The sequence below is a fragment of the Undibacterium sp. RuRC25W genome, assembly GCF_049339825.1.
GTDB lineage: Bacteria > Pseudomonadota > Gammaproteobacteria > Burkholderiales > Burkholderiaceae_D > Undibacterium.
In genome coordinates, this window is sequence record NZ_JBMPPD010000052.1 from 1 (window position 1) to 21,963 (window position 21,963).

The following is a 21,963-nucleotide window of genomic DNA, read 5'->3' on the forward strand; positions in this document are numbered from 1 at the left end:
TCTTTGCTCACATCAAACAATTTAGGCGGGTTGCAACGCGATACGACAAACTCGCTGAACGATTTGCTTCATTTGTGGCAATTGCAGCTTCGATGCTTTGGTTAAAATAAATGTCAACACGCCCTAGCTAATTTGGGCATTTTTTCGCGTCAAAAATATCGAACTTCCTCCAACAATCTTCTAATAAAAAAGAGCCAACGATAGTCGCTATATATAGATGTGTGAAAGCATTAATCTACATCAAAGAATTTTGCATATCGATGATTGGAATGATTCGTTTCCATCAACAACGAATCTCCCTAGAATCAAATTCAAGCATACGAGATCAGACATCATCAGAGCTTGTCTACATAATCTTTAGCACCCCGCTTTGGTCAACTTATTTTAATTATTTCTTTGGAGATTTTTTTATGCGTTACTCACTCAAAAAACTATTACCTGCGATTGCCGTCTTCTCTGCCTTGACTGGCTCCGCATATGCTGCCGACAAAGAAGTCAGCATCGCGTATCAGACCGTTGTTGAACCGTCAAAAATCGCCCAGGCAGATAGCGAATATGAAAAACAAACCGGCTGGAAAATCAACTGGAGAAAATTTGAAAGTGGCGGTGAAGTCATTACCGCCGTCGCCTCCGGTGATATCCAGATTGGTTACGTCGGTAGCAGCCCACTGGCTGCTGCCGCAAGCCGTGAGTCCCCAATCGAAACGATTTTCATCGCAGCAGAAATTGGCGAGGCCGAAGCGCTGGTTGTACGCAACGGCAGTAACATCAAAACGGCAAAAGATCTGATCGGCAAGAAAATCGCCGTACCGTTTGCATCTACTACGCACTACAGTCTGTTAGCAGCATTAAAACACTGGGGTATTGATCCGAAAAAAGTTGAAATTTTGAATCTGCGCCCAACTGAAATCTCTGCTGCATGGGCACGTGGTGATATTGATGCCGCGTACGTCTGGGATCCAGCATTAGGCAAAGCAAAAGAAACAGGCACTGTTCTGACCAATTCAGCACAAGTTGCTAAATGGGGTGCACCAACATTTGATGCATGGATCGTTCGTAAAGACTTCGCCAAGAGCCATCCAGACTTTGTGACAGCCTTTGTAAAAATCACTGGCAAAGCCTATGCAGATTACCGTCAACATGGCAGTACTTGGACTGCTGATTCTAGTCAGGCTGGTAAGATTGCCCGCTTAACTGGTGCCAATAAAGCGGATATCCCTAGCTTATTGCAAAGCTCGATTTTCCCTACACTGGATGAACAGATTTCTCTACGACTCTTGGCTGGCGGCACCATTAAAGCGATCAGCGACACATCGATATTTCTGAAAGAACAAAAGAAAGCAGAACAAGTATTGACTGATTATCGTCCTTATGTAAATGCGCAATTTGCTCAACAAGCAGCAAAATTATAATCTAAAGACTGCAACCCCATCAGTCCGAAGACAGGTGCACCACTGAGTCGTTTGAGAGCGATTTGCTGGGTACCTTTTTAGCTTGGTGTTTGACCTTCTATGCTAAGCAGACTGCAGGTACTCTTTGCGCATGCCGTATGCTATTTTTCAGAATCACACTCAGGTAAGCCGTTTATGATACGACTAGAATCAGTAGGAATCCGCTTCCCAGCAAAAAATCAGGACATTGAGGTTTTAAGTGGCATTAGTCTGGACCTCAAAGACGCCAGTTTCACTGTTGTTATCGGCGAATCCGGATGTGGCAAAACTACACTCCTTAACTTAATCGCTGGTTTTGAAAAGCCAACAAGTGGTCGCCTGACCATCGATGGGAAACCAATTCTAGGGCCGGGTGTAGACCGTGGTGTCGTTTTTCAGGATGACGCGCTATTGCCTTGGCAAACAGTTAAAGAAAATGTCGCATTTGGTTTGCAACTGGCTGGTAAAAATAACGCTGAGCGGGACGTCATCGCAACACAGTACCTAAAGCTGACTGGTCTCGAAGCCCATGCCGACTATCCGATCTGGAAAATTTCTGGCGGTATGCGGCAACGCGTAGGATTAGCACGTGCTCTCGCTGTTGATCCCCGTTTCTTACTACTTGATGAACCTTTGGGCGCACTGGATGCTCTGACGCGAGCGCGTATGCAAGAACATCTTCTGAACGTCTGGCAATTATCTGGCAAAGGAATGCTGATGATCACTCATAGTGTTGAAGAAGCTTTATTTCTCGCGACGGATCTAGTCTTATTACGCGCCAGACCAGGACGCATCGAGAGTATCCGACAACTCGAATTTGGGCGTCGCTTTACCGACGGCGAAAGTCCGCGCAGCATCAAATCGAGTCGGGAATTTGTTGAATTAAGAGAACAAATCTTGCAAGAATTACTGACGCAGGAAGTGGAGCTGGTATGAGTAAGCAGATAACAGAATTGAGCATGACTGAGTTATTAAACACACACACTGCAACAGAATCAATAACACAAACATCAGCACCAGCGCACAATCAACTCCGCCGCTTGCAGCATTGGTCTTCGCTGTTATCCGATCGCGTCTATAGCGTGATCACGTTCGCCTTACTTTTATTGATCTGGAGTGGAATCAGCGCCCTCAAGCTTGTGCCTGAGTTGTTTCTTCCTTCCCCATTATCTGTCTTGAGAAAATTGATCTCTGTCGCCGACGAAGGCTTTGTCGATGCAACTTTACTGGCCCACGCTGCAACCAGCGTCGCACGTGTACTGGTGGCCTTGATTATCGCAATATCAACCGCGGTCCCGATTGGTATCTCTATTGGTCTCAATCGCTATGCCCGTGCAATGATCGATCCTCTAATTGATTTTTATCGCCCGATTCCACCACTTGCGTATTTACCGTTAATCGTCATCTGGTTTGGCATTGGTGAGGCATCTAAAATCATATTGATTTTTCTGGCTGTCTTTGCGCCGATTGCAATTGCTACTGTACAAGGTGTACGTCGGGTTGATCAAAGTCGCATCCGCGCCAGTCTCTCACTCGGTGCAAGTCGATGGCAACTCATTCGTTATGTCATACTACCATCGGCAGCACCGGACATTCTGACTGGCGTCCGTATTGGTCTTGGCGTAGGTTGGTCGACGCTGGTTGCCGCAGAATTAATCGCCGCGACACGTGGCCTTGGATTTATGATTCAGTCCGCAGCCCAGTTCCTCGTCACTGATGTCGTTGTTATGGGCATTATCGTCATTGCAGTCATCGCGTTTGTTTTTGAATGGGGTTTGCGACAATTACAAAAAAAGTTGGTGCCTTGGGATGAAACTTGATAACAATGCGAATTAAAATATAAAGTACGACCGAAGATAAATGGTCAAACTGCATACGCCTAAAACATGGAACTAACAAAATAACCATGCATTGAGAACTGAAGCAAAGTTCTGCTGCATGGAGTTTTCACACGAAGTAAGTACATACAAAGTCTAGTGCGAGACAAACCAACGACAATGCCACCATCGTTGAAACAGTCAATGTCTCGACCTCAAACAACGCACGAGGTAATGATGAAACAGCTACAATCATATCAACATGTGGTTGCACGTCGAAATTGAATCCGCCTTATATTAAAACCCACTTCTTGATACAAGATAAATCCCATGAGTAGCGTATTTTCATCACCAAATCTCACAACAAAATTACCAGACGTTGGAACAACGATATTTACCGTGATGTCCACGCTTGCCACTGAACATCGCGCTGTCAATCTTGGGCAAGGTTTTCCGGATTTTGATTGTGATCCACGCCTGATTGATGCGGTGACGCATGCAATGAAACAAGGATTCAATCAATATCCACCGATGGCTGGCATTGCCACTCTTCGAGAAGCTATTTCAGCCAAAATAACAAGTCTCTACGGTCATCACTACGATCCGAGCAGCGAAATCACCGTTACCGCAGGGGCAACACAAGCCATCATCACTGCCATTTTGGCTACTGTACACCTAGGCGATGAAGTCATCGTACTGGATCCTTGCTATGATAGTTATGTCCCTAGTGTCGTTTTAGCTGGCGGCATTCCCGTTCGAGTGCCATTGACGCCAAGTGATTTTAGACCTGACTTTGATCTGATCGCCGCTGCAATCACCTCCAAAACACGGGCAATCATCATCAACTCGCCACACAATCCGAGTGGAACAGTATGGACCAGATCGGACATGCTCAAGTTACAAGACATGCTCGATAACACGGAGATATTGATTATTTCCGATGAAGTCTATGAACATACTATTTTTGACAACGCCCAGCATCAGAGTGCTGCATCTTATCCAGGATTAGCAAAGAGATCGTTTGTAGTGTCGAGTTTTGGCAAAACATATCACGTCACGGGCTGGAAAACAGGCTATGTCGCCGCGCCATCGGAGCTCAGCGCGGAATTTAGGAAGGTACATCAATTCAACGTCTTCACCGTCAACACACCTGCGCAGCATGGTATTGCGACGTACATGGCGGATGCACAGCCCTACTTGCAATTACCTGTGTTTTACCAAAATAAACGCGATCTGTTCCGCGAAGGCTTAGCTAAAACAAAATTCAAATTACTTCCTTGCGAAGGAACTTATTTTCAATGTGTGGATTTCTCGGCCGTGAGTGGCCTAAATAGCACCGATTTTTGTAAATGGCTGACAACCGAAATCGGCGTCGCAGCTATCCCGTTATCAGCATTTTATGGAAACGGCTTTGATCAGAAAGTCATCCGTTTTTGCTTTGCAAAAAAAGAGGAAACGTTGTTGACCGCGTTGGCTAGATTGGCCAAGTTATGACGGATGGATGCTGTAATCCAATGCATCAATATAGATCGTAAGCACCAGATAAACGAGAGAAAAAACGATGAAACTTATTTTAGTGTGCGGGAATACGTGACCACGACAAACAATTGCCCGAAATTGATAGGGTCCGCGTTGATTGATCGTTACCATAAGATGTTCCATGCTGAGTGAGAGAACAAGGCATAGCCACTCTTTTTATTCACGTATTAGAGGTATTAGAGAATTTTTTGCTGCTAAGTGCAGCAAAAATACGTTTTAAAATAAAAAAAGGCTTACGACATGTCGTAAGCCTTTTTTACTAAACTGGTTGCGGGGGCAGGATTTGAACCTACGACCTTCGGGTTATGAGCCCGACGAGCTGCCAGACTGCTCCACCCCGCGTCTGAAGAATGAAACTATACACGATTTATGCCTATCGCGCAATCGGCACCTGACTTTATTCTGTGTTTCGCGCGAAGCGCTGCAGATGATACACTTCTACCATCACATCAATTCACTTCCATTTCGCTATGAAATTTTGTTCCGAATGCGCTGCACCAGTTGAGCTAAAAATACCTGCCGATGACACGCGCGAGCGCTTTGTCTGTAGTGCCTGCGGCGTTATTCATTACCAGAATCCCAAAATGGTAGTGGGCTCCATCCCAGTATGGGAACAAAATGGAGAGTTAAAGCTGCTATTGTGCAAAAGAGCCATTGAGCCACGACATGGCTACTGGACGTTGCCAGCTGGCTTTATGGAGAATAACGAAACAAGTGCGCAGGCAGCGCAGAGAGAGACCATAGAGGAAGCTGGTGCCAACATTGATCTGCATGAACTCTTTGCCATCATCAATGTGCCGCACGTACATCAGGTGCATTTATTTTACCGAGCGACCCTCCTCGATCTAAATTATGCAGCTGGCACCGAAAGCCTTGATGTGCAACTATTTTCTGAGAATGAGATCCCATGGGATGACATCGCGTTCCCGACGGTCAGCCACACCTTGCGTTTTTTCTTTAGTGACATCAAAAAAGTAAAGCAAGGGGGAAACTTTTCCGTCCACGAAGATGACATTTTGAAGCCAATGCGAGGTAACACTTGATACCTTGGCTGGAAAATAATACCCCTTTTCCTGACGTTAACACCGCACTAACTGAAGAACAAGGTGCCGCTGGGCTTCTGGCGGCAGGTGCAGACCTCTCTGCTGACCGCCTGCTCGATGCCTACCGGCATGGCATCTTTCCCTGGTTTTCTGAAGGACAACCAATATTGTGGTGGTCAACTGATCCCCGTATGGTGCTGGCAACCGACAATTTTAAAATATCCGACAGTCTGCTGAAGACTTTGAAAAAAATTCATCAAGATACTAATTGGGAAATTCGCTTTGACAGCGCATTTGAACAAGTCATGCGCGCCTGCGCCGCGCCAAGGCGAGATGGTGCAGGCACATGGATTTCTGAGGATATTGTTTCCGGCTATTGCGCTTTACATCAGCGCGGTTACGCCCACTCATCGGAAGTCTGGTTCAAAGGTGAATTAGTCGGCGGCGCCTATGGGGTTTGCATCGGCCAGATGTTTTATGGGGAGTCCATGTTTGCCCGGGTCTCGAATGCGTCAAAAGTTGCATTAAGTCATCTGGTTTTTTTCTTACGCCTGCATGGTGTGAAAATGATAGACTGCCAACAAGAGACGGCACATCTTGCATCACTTGGCGCAAAACCGATTCCACGTTCAGAATTTCTGAGATGGATAAAAATCGCCACAGCGATGCCAGAGATAGCAGAATGGAAACCATTGGACACCATTGAAGTCCATTAGTAACCGGCCACCGGACTGATTTTTGCCATCAAGAAATAATTGGAAAAAACAGTTACACAGAAATTAAGAGCACACTCATCGGCAAAGCAATACAAAGAGAGCAACGTGACGCAACTTAACGATTTGCCTTTAGCGAGCATTCAATTTTATGCCACCGCCCCCTACCCGTGCAGCTACCTCGAAGGACTGCAGGCTCGGTCGCAGGTGGCAACGCCGGCTCACTTGATTAACGCTGATACCTATTCCGAGCTGGTCAAAAACGGTTTTCGCCGTAGTGGTATTTTTATCTATCGACCACATTGTGACAGTTGCAGGGCGTGCACCCCTGTGCGGGTACGGGTGGATGAATTTATCGCCAATCGCAGCCAGCGTCGCGCAGAAAAAAAACATGCCACTCTACATGCCACAGTGACGACGCTCGCCTATTCACGCGAGCACTATGAACTCTATCAGCAATACCAGCATCACCGACACTCGGGTGGTGGTATGGATAATGATAGCCACGACCAATACGCACAATTTTTATTGCAGAGCCGCGTCAATACACGTTTAGTTGAATTTCGTGACGATACAGGCGCCTTAAAAATGGTGAGCCTGATTGACATCCTCACTGACGGACTCTCTTCGGTGTACACTTTTTTTGATCCTTGTGACACTGAAGCTTCTTATGGTACTTACAATGTCATTTGGCAAATCCAACAGGCAAAAAATATTGGTTTACCTTACGTCTATTTAGGATATTGGATTGCAGCGAGCCCCAAAATGGCATATAAGATCAACTTCAAACCGCTGGATGCGCTAATGCATGGACATTGGGAGTCGTTATAACGATCACTAATAAGAATCCAAAAGCAGCAGCACCAGATCAATAAAAATGCAGCACATACTTTTATCAGTATTAAAAATGCCTTTTACTTCAACATGATCAGCCAGCCTTTTTAATACCTACTCCCAACGATTATTCCTATGCCTGAAAACCTCTTTTATACGCTGGCACGCTCTATCTTGTTCTCGATGGAACCAGAAAAAGCCCACCACCTGACCCTACCAGCGCTACAGCGCATGACCAAATCTGGATTCGGTGGATTATTTGGCAAGCCAGCCGATGATCCACGCACGGTGATGGGTGTGCACTTTCCTAATCCTGTTGGCCTTGCGGCAGGTCTGGATAAAGACGGCGCATACATTGACGGCCTCGCTTCGCTGGGTTTTGGCTCTATTGAGATCGGCACAGTGACGCCTCGGGCACAACCAGGCAACCCGCTGCCCCGTATGTTCCGCCTCCCCAAAGCTGAAGCGATCATTAATCGTATGGGCTTTAATAATGGCGGCGTTGATGCTTTTGTGCGCAATGTTCAATCTTCCCGTTTTTATCAGGAAAAACAAGGTGTGCTCGGCCTTAACATTGGCAAAAATGCCGACACTCCCATCGAGCGCGCCGCCGAAGACTATCTGCATTGCCTAGAAAAAGTGTATCCTTTTGCAAGCTATGTAACAGTTAATATTTCCTCCCCAAACACCAAGAATCTGCGTCAATTACAAGGTGCGGATGAACTCGATAATTTGCTCGCGCAATTGAAGTCTGCTCAGCAAGGACTTGCAGACAAACACAAGCGCTATGTCCCAATTGCACTGAAAATTGCACCGGACATCGATGCGGAACAAATCAAAACGATCGCTGAAGCACTACTGCGTCACAAAATCGACGGCGTCATCGCCACGAATACCACGATTACGCGTGATGCAGTCAAGGGCTTACCTTTTGCCGAAGAGGCTGGTGGGCTATCAGGAAAACCTGTTTTTGAGTTATCCAATCGCGTCATCCGCGCGCTCAAAGCAGAAGTGGGCAATGAGTTACCCATCATCGGTGTTGGTGGTATTTTTTCGGGCGATGATGCAGCGACTAAAATTCGTGAAGGCGCATCCTTAGTTCAGTTGTATTCAGGCTTGATTTACCAAGGTCCGTCATTAGTCAAAGAATGCGCAGCAGCCTTGCGTAACGTCCGCAATTAAAAAGGTCATTCATGCAAACTACCTCACTCGGTAACAGTCAGCTTCAAGTTAGTAAAATTTGCCTTGGTACCATGACCTTTGGCGAACAAAACAGTGAATCTGAAGCCCATGCCCAATTGGATTACGCCTTGGAACGCGGCATCAATTTTATCGATACCGCAGAAATGTATCCTGTGATGCCGCGCGCAGAAACACAAGGAAAAACCGAACTGTACATCGGGAGCTGGCTGAAGAAAAACAGTGCCAAACGTGACAAAATTATTCTTGCGACCAAAGTCGCTGGCCCCTCTCGCGGCATGCATTGGATACGCGGCGGTGAAAACGACCTAAATGCAGCAAACATCCGCACCGCAGTTGAAAGTAGTCTCCAACGTCTGCAAACGGACTATATCGACCTCTATCAGCTGCACTGGCCTAGCCGTAACGCGCCAATTTTTGGTCAAAAACAATTTGACCCGACGCTGGAGCGCTCGCATACGCCCATCGCTGAAACGATCTCTGTACTAGCCGATTTGATCAAAGAAGGCAAAATCCGCACTTATGGCGTCTCTAACGAAAGCGCCTGGGGTATCGGTGAATTTGTACGTCAGGCAGAACTGCAACAAGTGCCACGTCTGGCGTCTATCCAAAATGCCTGCAATCTGGTGAACCGCGCTTTTGAACAAGGCCTAGACGAAAGCTGCTACCGTGAAAACGTCAGCCTGCTTGCATATAGCCCGTTAGCATTCGGTCAGCTGACTGGAAAATATGTTGATGACGCGAAAGCACATGGACGCCTAACCCTTTTCCCTCCGACATGGAGTCCGCGCTACACACGCAGCAGCGTGCTGGAGGCGAGCGGACAATATGCAGCATTAGCCCGTGCTCACGGTCTGACCCCAACACAATTGGCGTTAGCGTGGTGCTACTCACGTTGGTATATCGCCAGCACAATTATCGGCGCCACGAACCTCACGCAACTGAAAGAAAATATTGATGCGCTTGAAGTAGCGCTGACTCCCGAATTAATCGCTGGCATTGAAAAAATTCATGCAGAATTTAATAATCCGGGACAGTAAAACCGCAATTATCGCCATCTAATCCGAACGAATAAATAAAAAGCCCCAATAGTGATGATTACTGGGGCTTTTTATTTATCAACCATCAACTAAAGGCTTTACAGCGTGGCAGTCGCGAGCTTCGCGCCAAAGCCAATAAACATGACACCAACGCCACCTGACAGTCCCGCGGATAAGCGCCGACGACGAAAAGCATCCGCTAGTCTGGCACCGACCAAAATGATCGCTGTAAGATAGGTAAAACTACAAATCTGGCACACTAATCCTAAAAAGGCATAGGACAACACAGGCGTACTGAATTCAGGATCAACGAACTGAATAAAGAATGAAATAAAAAATAAAATCGCTTTCGGATTCATCAGACTGATGATTAGCGCCCTGGTAAATGGCTTACTCATTGAGTTTGTGCCTTCAACTGCGATATCAGTCGCAGACTGCTCTGTATTTTTCTGACGTAAGCCGCGGCGACTACTCAATAACATTTGTATGCCTATCCATCCTAAATACGCTGCACCACTATATTTCACTGCATAAAACAAGGTTGGATTCGCTTTTAACAATGCTGCCATCCCACCAGCAGATAACACCATCAAGATAAAATCGCCCAGAAAAATCCCACACGCACCGCGATACGCAGGACGAATACCGCGCTGAGCAGCAACACTTAGAACGTACATAGAATTAGGACCTGGCAGCAAGACGATGAAGATCGTGCCAATGAAAAAAGTCCAGAAATCAGAGACGCCAAACGTGGCGTGGATCAAAGCGTTCATGTGATATACCAATGGAGAAAAAAGCGCGGGAGGGAGATCATAACAGGCTAACGTCAGGCTTACCATCCTTGCCTTCACTCGAACTTTACCTCGACACCGACAGCGTTTGTCACTGATATATTGAGGAAGCGATTGCTCCCCCAAGAAGACCGGCCAGATTAAACTTTTACGTCATAGGAATGATGTCGACATCTGCTTACTTACCTCGCTCACGAACAGGGACCTGCACATTACACAAATCGACATGCCCTGCCGGTACTTTGTACCACTCGCCACCACGATTGCGCTGCGCCTCAACGATTGCCTTAAATAATGAGGTATCTGTACGGAGGACCTCAAGATGCGCCCTCTCAGCATCAGACACATCGACAGCTAATCGTATCGCTTTGATTGGCGTATGTTGTTCTGGCTTTTCATAAAAACCTAAAGCAGTCGTGCCACGTGGAAGAACGCTGAGTAGCGATAGCAATGACACCACTTGATAAATGCGGAGCAAACAGGTCGGCGCGAACCGGATATTTCTGCAAAGACATGTTAAGGTCCTCGTCAATAAAAAAGGCAAACTAAAACAATATCAAATATTGGATAGCGGGCAACAAAAAAAGGCACCGCTCAGGGTACCTTTTTCAGTGAAGCCGGCGCTATAAAAAATGGATTATGCGTGCACCAAGGACAGGTGCGCAGCGCGGGAAGCGGCCGTCGACTTTAAGCTGACGTTAAGTGAATTCTGCAACGAAGCAAACGAACCGCCTGCGCGATAATTAAAGCTAACTTCAATGATGTCACCTACTTTCACGTCAAATGGTTCAGGAACAGGTAGAGACATATAGTGATTCAGCCAATCGATGGTTGATGAGCTATCCATGAGGACGGCAAGAATATTTTTGGTCACAAACCGCAGCGCACTCAGGGTGCCCGCCTTTTCCATCGTGAACGTACCTGACCATTGAATTTGCAAACCATTTGGCTGCGTAAAATCAATGACACTGTAAAGCGCAGGTGGCGCTAATTCGCGAGTGTCCGCAGAAAAGACACCCGGCTGTAAAAACTGAATAATTGGTGCCTGATAACCCCAGAAATCATAAGTATGATGGAGAGGTTGCACCGCCATCACAATCGCTTCCGGAATAAAAATAGGTAGTGGCCCACCAAATTTTTCGGTGTAACGTTGCTTGAAATTCTCAATGACCTCAACTTGTTTCTCGCGGATCATTGCGACGTGAATCATTTCACAGATCACGACATCAACTGGTTCTGGTGGCAGGTATTCAAACGCGTCCGCATGAATCACTTCGACCCGATCGCCGTGAGCGTTTTTTGCCAGCAACCGACGTGCTTCAACCACCATATCGGGATTGAATTCAACACAATAGACTTTAGACGCTTTTTGCGCGGCAAACCAAGATAAGACACCAGTTCCACCGCCCAACTCCAGTACTTTTGCTCCTTCAAAAACCTGACGCTCAATCGCCGCCTTGAAATTATCCATGCGATTGGCATCCATCAGCATATTGTGATGATACTGCAGTGGAATAAATTGCCCCAGGTAGCAGCTCTCTGCTTCGCGCTCAATCAACATAGCGTTTCCTTTTTTATCGGTTTCTTCAAGTGGCTGACTGATGGTCGAACATCGCGTCCAACGCAAAAGCAGATTATCAATGAGGAACAAAAAAATATGCGATGACTTTTTTGATCCCAGACCTCGATTATCCAGAGATAAAAAAGAAACAAACGGCAGAGCTAGCATGCAATTGACACTCAATTCAGGCTTTAGAAGCGAATATCGAAAGCAATCTAGAGACCATACAGCCTCTCGATACGCATGATGACACACCAAATGGACTATTAATGAACTTTGATAATAGGAACAGGAACAAGGATAATAACTGGCGGAGCAGGCTCATTCACCAGCGCAGGCTTCTCGCAGTGGGGATCCTTATAGGGGCCAGTAGCTTTGTCCCAAAACTCGCCTGGCGAAGTCTGTGCGCAGAGCTGCGCATCAGACGTCTTACTTTTCCATATATAGTAAGCCGCAGGTGCAGCAAAAACGTGGGCAGTTTGAAGCAATAAGCAAACCACCAACGTTGTTGCTCGCATGATTAGCGTAATCTGACTCGTCATCTCTGCGCCCTCCTCAATGTCAATACCTGCCGCGAACCATCTTCATCATCAGGAAGAATAGCAATCAAGCCATCCCTCCTGACAGATTTAATTATGGATGCTGACGACGATATTGTGCAAGCTCATCGATCGTTAGGATCACCAGATCATGCGTCAAACCATAAGTCTGTACATCCAATCCTTGCGTCATACTGCCATCTGGGTTCATCAGCTCGCACAGCACTGCTGCGGGTGCTAACCCAGCCATCGTGGCGAGATCAACCGAGCCTTCAGTATGTCCGCGGCGCTGCAACACACCACCAGCGACTGCGCGTAACGGAAATACATGCCCAGGTCTGGCAAGATGCTCCGGTTTAGCATCCGGCGCAATGGCCGTCAGGATGGTAGTGACCCGATCTGCTGCGGACACACCGGTCGTCACGCCTTGCTTTGCCTCAATTGAGACGGTGAACGCTGTGCCGTAACGACTTTCGTTATTACTGACCATCGGTGGCAATTCTAATTGCTGTAATTTTTCATCCGGCAAACAAAGACAAACGATACCGCTGCCATCACGAATCATACGCGCCATCGACTCGACATTGATTTTTTCTGCAGCAACGATCAAATCAGCCTCGTTTTCGCGATCAAAATCATCCATCAATAAGACTGGACGTCCCTCACGCAAATCAGCGAGGGCGCGCTGCAAACGTTGTTCAAAAGGAGCAAGAGTGAAGGTTTCTACTTGGGCAGAAATGGAGGAAGAATCAACGTTGGCGGCATTGCCAGCATTGCCAAAAATACCAGAATTTTTACTATCTAACATAATGAAACGCTCCGCAAAATAAAAAGTGCAAAAGACGTTCCAGGGATAAATCAAAAACGCATAGCCATAGGTCAGCGGTCATGGCGCAAACCATGACCACTGCCTTAAGGCGCATCTTCTCTCATCCGGACTATGACCGTCGGCCCTGGAATCACACCAGATCTGCTGACCTTGCCAAAACACAAACATGCACTGGCAAGCGCTCGCGGGCTTGTCTGAAAAATCAGATTTACCGCCGGTGGGGAATTACACCCCGCCCTGAAGACGTACAACCTGCCGACTTATCGGCTTGCTAATTATACGACCATTTTTTTAAACCCGTCTGCCCCGCAATAATTCGGGAGGTAAGGTTGGGTTTGGGTTTGACTTGTTCCGCTTTAGACGAAGCAATTTGTGCCGACACGCAGTGCGGCATCCCTAGAGCGAAGTCTCAACGTCGCCTTTCTTTGGCTTACTTTGCCTTGGCGAGACAAAGAAAAGTAAGTGGCTGCCGGACCACGCCCAGCCTGGTCGCAAGAACCGCAATCTCATAAATTAACAAGAAAATTGGCGGGCTCCACCCACCCTATTGGCTTGTGAGTTGAGTAAATTATCATTTAAGAAATTACATCGGGATGTTAAAGTGCCAAAAAAGCTATGTTTCTCTCATCAAAACCCCAAAATCACCAACTCCGATTATGCATATATCAAAACTGCATATAAGCAAATGAATACTAAGTAGTTTACAATATAAAGGACTTTCATTACGATTCACCCTACTTTACACGGGGTGATATGACTTTAACTTATATATTTTCGGGTTTTGCAGTAGGCACACTGGTCGGCTTGACCGGTGTGGGCGGCGGCTCGTTGATGACACCGTTGCTGACCTTATTATTCGGCGTCTCTCCTAGTGTCGCAGTCGGCACCGACCTCGCCTTTGCATCGATCACTAAAGCAACGGGCACGTTCACCCACCGCTTGCGCGGCACAGTAGACTGGCAAGTGGTCCGCTTGCTCTGCTACGGCGCATTACCGGCAGCCATTGTGGCTACCCTCGGCCTGAAGTATTTTGGCACTCTCAACAAAGAAATCGGTCAAATCATTCGTTATTCGATCGCAGCGTCAGTACTTCTGACTGTCATCGCCTTGCTGTTCAAAAGTAAAATGTTGAACTGGCTCAATAACCGCCCTGAAAAACAGCTACAAGGACGTCAATTACAAGTAGCAACCATTGTTGCGGGTGCCTTATTGGGCACGCTGGTCACTATTTCTTCCATCGGTGCTGGTGCTATTGGTGCTACGCTATTGGTCATGCTATACCCGAGAATGTCTGCAGCACATATCGCGGGTACTGATATTGCCTATGCAGTACCATTAACAGCAATTGCTGCTTTCGGTCACTGGTGGCTAGGTTCTATTGACTGGGCCTTACTCTCCGCCTTGCTGATCGGATCGTTGCCAGGCATTACCATTGGATCAATGGCAGCACGCGCTGTGCCTGAAAAATTATTACGCGGTATCCTGGCAACGACACTGACGCTGGTCGCCGCAAAGTTGATTTTCTAAAATACAAAACCTGCGATCCGAATCAGTTAAACTTTTATACGATAACGCTTCTTCAGCAAACCTAATTTGCATACCTAATTTGCATACCTATTGAGCGCAATTGATGCGCATTGTGAGGACAAAAAGATGTACCGTTATGACCAACACGATCATCAGATCATTAAAGAACGTATCGCGCAATTTCGTGATCAGGTGCGCCGTCGCCTTGCCAATGAATTAACTGAAGAAGAGTTTTTGCCATTGCGATTGCAAAATGGTCTGTACTTCCAACGGCACGCCTACATGCTGCGCGTTGCTGTTCCTTATGGCATGCTGTCTTCCGAACAGATGCGCGTTTTTGCACTGATCGCACGTAAATACGATCGTGGCTACGGTCACTTCACTACCCGTCAGAATATCCAGTACAACTGGATCAATTTGGAAGATGCACCCGATATTCTGGAACATCTGGCCAAAGTTGAAATGCACGCGATCCAGACCTCTGGCAATTGTATGCGCAACATCACCTCCGACGAATTTGCTGGCGTTGCTGCTGATGAAGTGATTGATCCACGTGCTTACGCTGAAATTCTACGTCAATGGACAACCTTCCATCCAGAGTTCGCTTATCTGCCACGTAAATTCAAAATTGCGATCAACGGCTCCAAAGAAGACCGTGCTGCGATTGCGGTACACGATATCGGCTTAACTGTTGTTCATAATGAAGCCGGCGAAGTCGGCTTCAGAGTGATGGTCGGCGGCGGTATGGGTCGTACACCGATTCTGGGCAGCGTTATCCGTGAATTCCTGCCATGGCAGCATGTCATGACGTATCTGGAAGCGATCTTACGTATTTACAATCAATACGGCCGTCGCGATAACAAATACAAAGCGCGTATCAAAATTCTCGTTAAAGCAATTGGTGCGGATGTCTTCGCCAAACAAGTCGAAGAAGAATGGGCTGACATTAAAGACGGCCCTGCGACATTGACAGAAGCCGAATTGAATCGGGTTGCCAGCTTCTTCAGTACACCTGACTATACCAACTTGCCTGCGCAAGATGCGGCATTTGAACAGCACAAAGAACAAAACAAAGCGTTTGCTAACTGGGTCAAACGCAATGTCAAACCGCATAAAGTCGCGGGCTACAGCGCAGTTGTTTTGTCTCTAAAAAAACCAGGCGTACCTCCTGGTGATGCAACAGCAGAACAAATGGACTTTATCGCTGATTTGGCTGACAAATATAGCTTTGGCGAATTGCGTGTCACGCATGAACAAAATCTGGTATTGGCAGATGTAAAACAAAGCGATCTGTTTGCGGTATGGGAAGAAGCGAAATCACATGGCGTGGCAACACCAAACATTGGCTTGCTGACCGACATGATTTGCTGCCCAGGCGGCGACTTCTGTGCGTTAGCGAATGCGAAATCGATTCCGATTGCACTGGACATCACAGATCGTTTTAACGACCTCGATTATCTGCATGATATCGGCGACATCGAATTGAATATGTCTGGCTGTATCAATGCCTGCGGCCATCACCATGTTGGTAATATCGGCGTGTTGGGTGTCGATAAAGATGGCAGTGAGTGGTATCAGGTGTCGATCGGTGGCGCGCAAGGCAATCAGGCTGCGATCGGTAAGATTATCGGTCCATCGTTCTCTGCAGGTCAAATGCCGGAAGTGATCGAACGGATCATTCAGGTATATCTGCGTGATCGTCTTGACAATGAACGCTTTATCGATACAACGCAGCGCCTCGGTATCACGCCATTTAAAGAATTCGTGTACGCCACACCGATTAAAACGACAGAACATCACGGTGAAGACGCGGGTTCCGTTGTCTCTTACTAAGACAGTCACACCGGATTGAGAGCAAAGAAAATATCATGACTGACATTATCAAAGATAAAGCCATCGTTAGCGATGAGTGGACCGTCCTGCGATTGAGCGAAGAACAAACGCCTGACGCTGTTGAAGTACCCGCTGGTAAAACGATCGTCCCTCTGCAAGTGTGGTTATTGCAAAGAGAAGCGCTGATTCAACGTGACGACATCAGCGTCTGGTTTAACAGCGACGAACAAGCTAAAGATCTGAAAGATGACATCGCCCGCTTTAGTTTGCTGGCAGTGAACTTTCCAAAGTTTTCTGACGGACGTGGCTACTCTATCGCTTTCAACTTGCGCTCGCGCTTTGGCTTCACAGGTGAATTGCGCGCGATTGGTGACGTATTACGCGATCAATTGTTTTACATGCAACGCGTTGGCTTTAATGCATTCGCAGTACGAGCAGATAAAAACATCCATGATGCGATCAAAGGTCTGACTGATTTTTCAGAAAAATACCAGACATCGTGGGATGAAAAAAATCCTTTATTCCGCCGCTCTGAACGTGCAGGGGCTGAGGTATGAGCGATCTGCAAAACGGCCTAGACGACCGACTGGCAACCACGCTTGCGATCTTAGAGAAGATTGCACAAGAGTATAGCCCTGCCGTCTTTGCATCGAGTTTAGCTGCAGAAGATATGGTTCTGACCGACCTGATCTTGCGTAACAAATTAGCGATTGGTATTTTTTCACTGGAAACTGGTCGTTTGCACGCAGAAACGCTTGGCATGATTGATAAAATCAAGTCAACCTACGGTGTGGATATTGCGCTCTACAAACCAGAACAGGAAGCCGTTGATCACTATGTGACAAAGAATGGCTTAAACGCGTTTTACGACAGCGTAGAGATGCGCAAAGAATGCTGCCGAATTCGTAAGGTAGAACCATTAAATCGCGCTCTTACTGGCAATAAAGCATGGGTCACAGGACAGCGTCGCAGTCAAGCAGCAACCCGCACCGAACTACCGGTACAGGAAGATGACGTAGCGCATGGCATGCAAAAGTTTAATCCGCTCGCGGACTGGTCAGAAGAAGACGTCTGGCATTACATCCGTAGCAATACCGTGCCTTATAATCCACTCCACGACAAATCCTATCCGTCAATTGGTTGCGAACCGTGCACACGGGCGATCCAGCCAGGCGAAGATGTACGGGCGGGTCGCTGGTGGTGGGAAAATCCGGAATCGAAAGAATGCGGCTTGCATGTTGTCGATGGCAAGCTGGTCCGGATTAACAAGCAATAACGAACGTCTTATCAAAAGTACGCTGATTACATTGAGAAGTGATTATGAATACAGTCGCAGAAAAAAATTTTATTGATGCAGCGAGCAATCGCCATCTGGACTGGCTGGAGTCAGAAGCCATCCACATCATGCGCGAAGTCGCGGCAGAGTGCGGCAATCCGGCATTACTGTTTTCGGGTGGCAAAGACTCCATCGTCTTGTTGCGCTTAGCCGAAAAAGCTTTCCGTCCGGGTAAATTCCCATTCCCATTGGTACATATCGATACTGGGCATAACTTCCCAGAAGTCATTGCCTTCCGCGATAAACGCGTGGCAGAACTCGGTGAGCGTCTGATTGTCGGCTCCGTTGAAGAGTCTATCCGTCGTGGCACGGTACGCCTGCGTAACCCAGCAACGGATTCACGCAATGCGGCACAAGCCGTCACGCTACTCGAAACAATCGCAGAACACAAATTCGATGCGTGTATTGGCGGTGCCCGTCGTGATGAAGAAAAAGCCCGTGCAAAAGAACGTATTTTCTCTTTCCGCGACGAGTTCGGTCAGTGGAATCCAAAAGCACAACGTCCTGAATTATGGGATCTGTACAACACCCGCGTGCACGCAGGTGAAAACATGCGTGTCTTCCCGATCTCTAACTGGACAGAACTCGATGTGTGGCAATACATCGCCCGTGAAAAACTCGAATTGCCACAGATTTACTTCGCTCACGAGCGCCAAGTCATTCCTCGTAACGGTTTGCTGGTACCACTGACAGATCTGACACCACCTCGTGAAGGCGAAACCGTCGAAACACAAATCGTCCGTTTCCGTACAGTTGGCGATATTTCCTGCACCTGCCCCGTGTCGTCAGATGCAGCAACGGTCGAAGCCATTATCGCTGAAACAGCCATTACCCAAATTACAGAACGCGGTGCCACCCGCATGGATGATCAGACCTCTGAAGCATCGATGGAAAAACGTAAAAAAGAAGGATATTTCTAATGAGTGCCATTGAAGAACAAGTCAGCGCCAGCCTGTCCAAAGAACGTGGCTTACTGCGTTTTATTACTGCCGGCTCTGTCGATGATGGAAAGAGCACACTGATTGGCCGCCTGTTATTTGACAGCAAAGGTATTTTTGCAGATCAGCTCGACGCCATTTCCCGCGCCAAACATAAGCGTACAGTGGGTGACACGATCGATTTGTCTCTGCTGACAGATGGTCTGGAAGCCGAGCGCGAACAAGGGATTACGATTGACGTTGCCTACCGTTATTTTGCAACACCAAAACGGAAATTCATCATCGCAGACACACCAGGTCACGAGCAGTACACCCGTAACATGGTGACTGGTGCGTCCACTGCGGATGCAGTGGTGATTCTGGTGGACGTTTCTAAAGTAAAGCTCAATGATAACGGTAGCGTTGACTTGCTGGTGCAGACGAAACGCCACTCCACCATTGCTCACCTGCTCAAAATTGAACACGTGATTGTTGCGGTCAACAAAATGGATTTGGTCAATTATGATCAGAACGTCTACGACCGTATCGTTGCAGAATATAAAAAATTCGCCGACCAACTTGGCTTGACTACCGTACACGCCGTGCCGTTGTCAGCGTTGGCTGGTGATAATGTTGTTACTGCAACAGACAAAATGCCGTGGTATCAAGGACCAACCCTGATCGATCTATTGGAATCATTAAGTGTCTATGATGCATGCCACGATGAGCCGTTCCGTTTCCCAGTGCAATTAGTTGCTCGTCACAACGGTCATGAAGCCAATGACTTCCGTGGCTACATGGGTCGTATCGAAGCAGGTAAAGTCAGCAAAGGTGATCAACTGATCGTGCAACCTAGTGGTCAGTCGGCGACAGTGAAAGATATTCTGACACTAGATGGTTCCTTAGAAACAGCGGTTGTCGGCCAGTCCGTAACTATTTTACTCAACGAATACCTCGACATTTCTCGCGGCGACATGCTCGCTGGTGCAGATCGCCCTGCAACCCAATTAAAAACGGTGAAGGCGGATCTGTGCTGGTTATCAGAAGACGCGCTGGATTTGCGCCGCAAATACTGGTTGAAACACACAACCAAACAAGTTGCTGCCAGGATCACTGCGGTTGACACGCTGCTAGATATCAATACCCAGGAACGTCGCCCAGCCACCAGCTTGAAGTTGAATGACATCGCGACCGTAACTTTGAACGTTCAACAAGCGTTGGCGGTAGATGCATATGATAAACTGCGCTCTACAGGCGCCTTTATTCTGATTGACGAAGTAACGCATCAGACAGTCGCAGCAGGCATGATACGCATCGAGGAGTAATACGCATGACAGCGCCTTTCGGCAAAGTTTATCTGATAGGCGCAGGACCCGGCGCTGCGGACTTAATTACTGTCCGCGGCGCTAGGTTACTGGCACAAGCTGACGTCGTGCTCTACGACGCATTAGTGACGCCAGAGATGCTGGAACTCTGCTCTCAAGCAGTTAAAATTTCTGTTGGCAAACGGAGTGGCCAACGTTCAGCTGCCCAAGAACACATCAATGAACAGTTGGTAGCCTGCGCTAGCAAATATGCAGTCGTCGTACGACTCAAAGGTGGTGATCCGATGTTATTCGGACGCGCTGACGAAGAGCTCAATGCCTTAGAGTCATTCGGCATTTCTTATGAAATTGTGCCCGGCATCACCACTGCACTGGCTGCAGCAGCGAGTGTCAAACAACCACTAACCAAACGCGGCATTGCCCGAAGCGTCGCTCTATTTACCTCCAGCACCGCACCTGGCGAAGCAGCAGACACGCGCATCCCTGAGTGTGATACGCTGATTCAATACATGGGTGGCCGAGAGGCGATGCTAACCGCACAACGCATGTTGGCAGCAAATTTTGCGGCAGACTTACCCGTTGTCGTCATCGAAAACTGTAGCCGAGAAGATGAACGTAGTATTGCACTGAGCCTGCAAGAATTATCACTGGGACTTCCTGCAAGTACAGGACCTGTGTTGGTCATGATGGGCGAGGCAATGCGACCAAGAGCCCACAAAGCCGCGCTAACTTAGCTATCACTTAGCGCACGCAATGCACGAACAGTCGTCCAGATATTAGGGCAAGCGCACTTCATATTTTCGTGCCATATCGTGCAACGCGTTACTTACGTATAGTTGCTCAAATAACTCGTCATAACGGACACGCAACGCATCACAACCGACCTTACAATAAGCCAGATAGCCATCCTGACGGTCGATGAAAGGTTGCAAGATCAACACCTTGGCAGATAAACCCATCTTGTTGAGCAATGCGTCAGAATTACGCAGATTGGTCGCTAGAAAATCGACGCGTTTTGCTACCAGCATATTTAAACCATTCTCTAAGGAATTGGCTACCGCTGGCTTTAATACAGAACGGGCAGACTCGAACCTCTGACCATACACCCAACCATTAATGACCGCCAGCTTGCTATTGCCGAGTGAGGCATAGTTTCCATCCCAATTCAATGCCATAGCGTCACGGCGGACATAAAATGCCATCACGTCCTGGTAAAACGGTCGCTGGGCAAAAGTGAACTTGGTCTCACGCTCAGCAGTTTTATAAGGACCAATCAAAATCTGCGCATGGCCATTTTCAACCATCCACTGCGCACGTCGCCATGGAAAAATATCAAAGCTCACTGTATCGCCGTTTTGTCTAGCCAGCGCACGAATAATGTCAACACTGAGGCCGACATATTCGCCATCGCCCTTACGCTCAAAAATGCGAGCAAATTCAGTACCAACTGCATAGACCTGAGCCGCATAGGCTTGTGATGAGATCAGCGCGAACAGGCACAAAACCAATCGAATCATCGACATCATTTTCCCTAAAAAACGCTTCAACAAGACTACATTAGTAACGCGAGTTCAATTTTGAAGTGCAAGCGTATTTTTGAAGAATACCTGATTGGGTGTAAGGTATCCTAATCTTTTTCTTGGTCGATTATTCAGTCTTTTCATGGCGTGATCAATCTCCTGTTGTGTA

22 protein-coding genes, 1 tRNA gene, 2 pseudogenes and 1 riboswitch are annotated in these 21,963 nt (G+C 47.5%); of the genes and pseudogenes, 17 read left to right on the forward strand and 8 right to left on the reverse strand.

Going from position 1 to position 21,963, the window contains the following annotated elements; translation table 11 throughout:
• The 5 genes and pseudogenes from ACO0KV_RS17435 to ACO0KV_RS17455 form a co-directional block, all read left to right on the forward strand.
• Window positions 1–110, forward strand: a pseudogene (locus ACO0KV_RS17435) (IS5/IS1182 family transposase); the annotation flags it as partial.
• Window positions 111–410: 300 nt separating this feature from the next.
• Window positions 411–1,412, forward strand: a complete 1,002-nt coding sequence (gene tauA, locus ACO0KV_RS17440) for a taurine ABC transporter substrate-binding protein (RefSeq protein WP_423044284.1) — start codon at window positions 411–413, stop codon at window positions 1,410–1,412.
• 174 nt (window positions 1,413–1,586) lie between these two features.
• Window positions 1,587–2,366, forward strand: a complete 780-nt coding sequence (locus tag ACO0KV_RS17445; RefSeq protein WP_423044286.1) for a taurine ABC transporter ATP-binding protein — start codon at window positions 1,587–1,589, stop codon at window positions 2,364–2,366.
• Window positions 2,363–3,250, forward strand: coding sequence for a taurine ABC transporter permease TauC (gene tauC, locus ACO0KV_RS17450; RefSeq protein ID WP_423044288.1), 888 nt, complete (start codon window positions 2,363–2,365; stop codon window positions 3,248–3,250). The genes ACO0KV_RS17445 and tauC overlap by 4 nt, the downstream gene beginning before the upstream one ends.
• Before the next feature lie 327 nt (window positions 3,251–3,577).
• Window positions 3,578–4,741, forward strand: a complete 1,164-nt coding sequence (locus ACO0KV_RS17455; RefSeq protein WP_423044291.1) for a pyridoxal phosphate-dependent aminotransferase — start codon at window positions 3,578–3,580, stop codon at window positions 4,739–4,741.
• Between the two features lie 310 nt (window positions 4,742–5,051).
• Here ACO0KV_RS17455 and ACO0KV_RS17460 read toward each other — a convergent pair.
• Window positions 5,052–5,128: transfer RNA gene (locus tag ACO0KV_RS17460), tRNA-Met, on the reverse strand.
• 128 nt (window positions 5,129–5,256) lie between these two features.
• Here ACO0KV_RS17460 and ACO0KV_RS17465 point away from each other — a divergent pair.
• From ACO0KV_RS17465 to ACO0KV_RS17485, 5 genes are all read left to right on the forward strand, one after another.
• On the forward strand, window positions 5,257–5,829 hold the full coding sequence (locus ACO0KV_RS17465) for an NUDIX hydrolase (protein ID WP_423044293.1): 573 nt from the start codon (window positions 5,257–5,259) through the stop codon (window positions 5,827–5,829).
• Entirely contained in the window at window positions 5,826–6,545 is a 720-nt protein-coding gene (gene aat / locus ACO0KV_RS17470) for a leucyl/phenylalanyl-tRNA--protein transferase (RefSeq protein WP_423044295.1), read from the forward strand. Before ACO0KV_RS17465 ends, aat begins: the two co-directional genes overlap by 4 nt.
• Before the next feature lie 105 nt (window positions 6,546–6,650).
• Complete coding sequence (locus ACO0KV_RS17475; RefSeq protein ID WP_423044297.1) at window positions 6,651–7,373, forward strand: arginyltransferase; 723 nt, start codon at window positions 6,651–6,653, stop codon at window positions 7,371–7,373.
• A gap of 138 nt (window positions 7,374–7,511) precedes the next feature.
• On the forward strand, window positions 7,512–8,558 hold the full coding sequence (locus ACO0KV_RS17480; protein ID WP_423044299.1) for a quinone-dependent dihydroorotate dehydrogenase: 1,047 nt from the start codon (window positions 7,512–7,514) through the stop codon (window positions 8,556–8,558).
• Window positions 8,559–8,569: 11 nt separating this feature from the next.
• Window positions 8,570–9,616 carry an aldo/keto reductase gene (locus ACO0KV_RS17485; protein WP_423044301.1) on the forward strand — a complete coding sequence of 349 codons (1,047 nt, stop codon included), beginning with the start codon at window positions 8,570–8,572 and terminating at the stop codon, window positions 9,614–9,616.
• Window positions 9,617–9,714: 98 nt separating this feature from the next.
• On the opposite strand, the gene leuE is transcribed toward ACO0KV_RS17485, so the two are convergent.
• The 5 genes from leuE to ribB all read right to left on the reverse strand — a co-directional run bounded on the left by leuE (window position 9,715) and on the right by ribB (window position 13,315).
• On the reverse strand, window positions 9,715–10,389 hold the full coding sequence (gene leuE, locus ACO0KV_RS17490; RefSeq protein WP_423044303.1) for a leucine efflux protein LeuE: 675 nt from the start codon (window positions 10,387–10,389) through the stop codon (window positions 9,715–9,717).
• A 196-nt stretch (window positions 10,390–10,585) separates the two neighbouring features.
• Window positions 10,586–10,885 (reverse strand): hypothetical protein, encoded by a 300-nt coding sequence (locus tag ACO0KV_RS17495; RefSeq protein ID WP_423044305.1) that lies wholly within the window; start codon window positions 10,883–10,885, stop codon window positions 10,586–10,588.
• A 159-nt stretch (window positions 10,886–11,044) separates the two neighbouring features.
• Entirely contained in the window at window positions 11,045–11,968 is a 924-nt protein-coding gene (locus ACO0KV_RS17500) for a methyltransferase domain-containing protein (protein WP_423044307.1), read from the reverse strand.
• Window positions 11,969–12,234: 266 nt separating this feature from the next.
• A complete protein-coding gene (locus ACO0KV_RS17505) occupies window positions 12,235–12,510 on the reverse strand; it encodes a hypothetical protein (RefSeq protein ID WP_423044308.1) in 276 nt (91 codons plus the stop codon).
• A 91-nt stretch (window positions 12,511–12,601) separates the two neighbouring features.
• Entirely contained in the window at window positions 12,602–13,315 is a 714-nt protein-coding gene (gene ribB, locus ACO0KV_RS17510; RefSeq protein WP_423044310.1) for a 3,4-dihydroxy-2-butanone-4-phosphate synthase, read from the reverse strand.
• A gap of 109 nt (window positions 13,316–13,424) precedes the next feature.
• Window positions 13,425–13,585, reverse strand: a riboswitch (FMN riboswitch).
• Between the two features lie 504 nt (window positions 13,586–14,089).
• Here ribB and ACO0KV_RS17515 point away from each other — a divergent pair.
• From ACO0KV_RS17515 to cobA, 7 genes are all read left to right on the forward strand, one after another.
• Window positions 14,090–14,863, forward strand: a complete 774-nt coding sequence (locus ACO0KV_RS17515) for a sulfite exporter TauE/SafE family protein (protein ID WP_423044312.1) — start codon at window positions 14,090–14,092, stop codon at window positions 14,861–14,863.
• A gap of 126 nt (window positions 14,864–14,989) precedes the next feature.
• Entirely contained in the window at window positions 14,990–16,696 is a 1,707-nt protein-coding gene (locus ACO0KV_RS17520) for a nitrite/sulfite reductase (protein WP_423044314.1), read from the forward strand.
• Window positions 16,697–16,731: 35 nt separating this feature from the next.
• Window positions 16,732–17,253, forward strand: coding sequence for a DUF934 domain-containing protein (locus ACO0KV_RS17525; RefSeq protein ID WP_423044316.1), 522 nt, complete (start codon window positions 16,732–16,734; stop codon window positions 17,251–17,253).
• Window positions 17,250–17,972 (forward strand): phosphoadenylyl-sulfate reductase, encoded by a 723-nt coding sequence (locus ACO0KV_RS17530; protein WP_423044318.1) that lies wholly within the window; start codon window positions 17,250–17,252, stop codon window positions 17,970–17,972. Before ACO0KV_RS17525 ends, ACO0KV_RS17530 begins: the two co-directional genes overlap by 4 nt.
• Before the next feature lie 44 nt (window positions 17,973–18,016).
• On the forward strand, window positions 18,017–18,952 hold the full coding sequence (gene cysD / locus ACO0KV_RS17535) for a sulfate adenylyltransferase subunit CysD (protein WP_423044320.1): 936 nt from the start codon (window positions 18,017–18,019) through the stop codon (window positions 18,950–18,952).
• The gene (locus ACO0KV_RS17540) at window positions 18,952–20,274 is read left to right on the forward strand and encodes a sulfate adenylyltransferase subunit 1 (protein ID WP_423044322.1); all 1,323 of its coding nucleotides are present in this window, start codon (window positions 18,952–18,954) and stop codon (window positions 20,272–20,274) included. The genes cysD and ACO0KV_RS17540 overlap by 1 nt, the downstream gene beginning before the upstream one ends.
• A 5-nt stretch (window positions 20,275–20,279) precedes the next feature.
• Window positions 20,280–21,008, forward strand: a complete 729-nt coding sequence (gene cobA / locus ACO0KV_RS17545; protein WP_423044324.1) for a uroporphyrinogen-III C-methyltransferase — start codon at window positions 20,280–20,282, stop codon at window positions 21,006–21,008.
• Between the two features lie 42 nt (window positions 21,009–21,050).
• On the opposite strand, the gene ACO0KV_RS17550 is transcribed toward cobA, so the two are convergent.
• Both ACO0KV_RS17550 and ACO0KV_RS17555 read right to left on the reverse strand, forming a co-directional pair.
• Window positions 21,051–21,791 carry a substrate-binding periplasmic protein gene (locus ACO0KV_RS17550; protein ID WP_423044326.1) on the reverse strand — a complete coding sequence of 247 codons (741 nt, stop codon included), beginning with the start codon at window positions 21,789–21,791 and terminating at the stop codon, window positions 21,051–21,053.
• Window positions 21,792–21,845: 54 nt separating this feature from the next.
• Window positions 21,846–21,963 (reverse strand): annotated as a pseudogene (locus tag ACO0KV_RS17555) (IS30 family transposase); the annotation flags it as partial.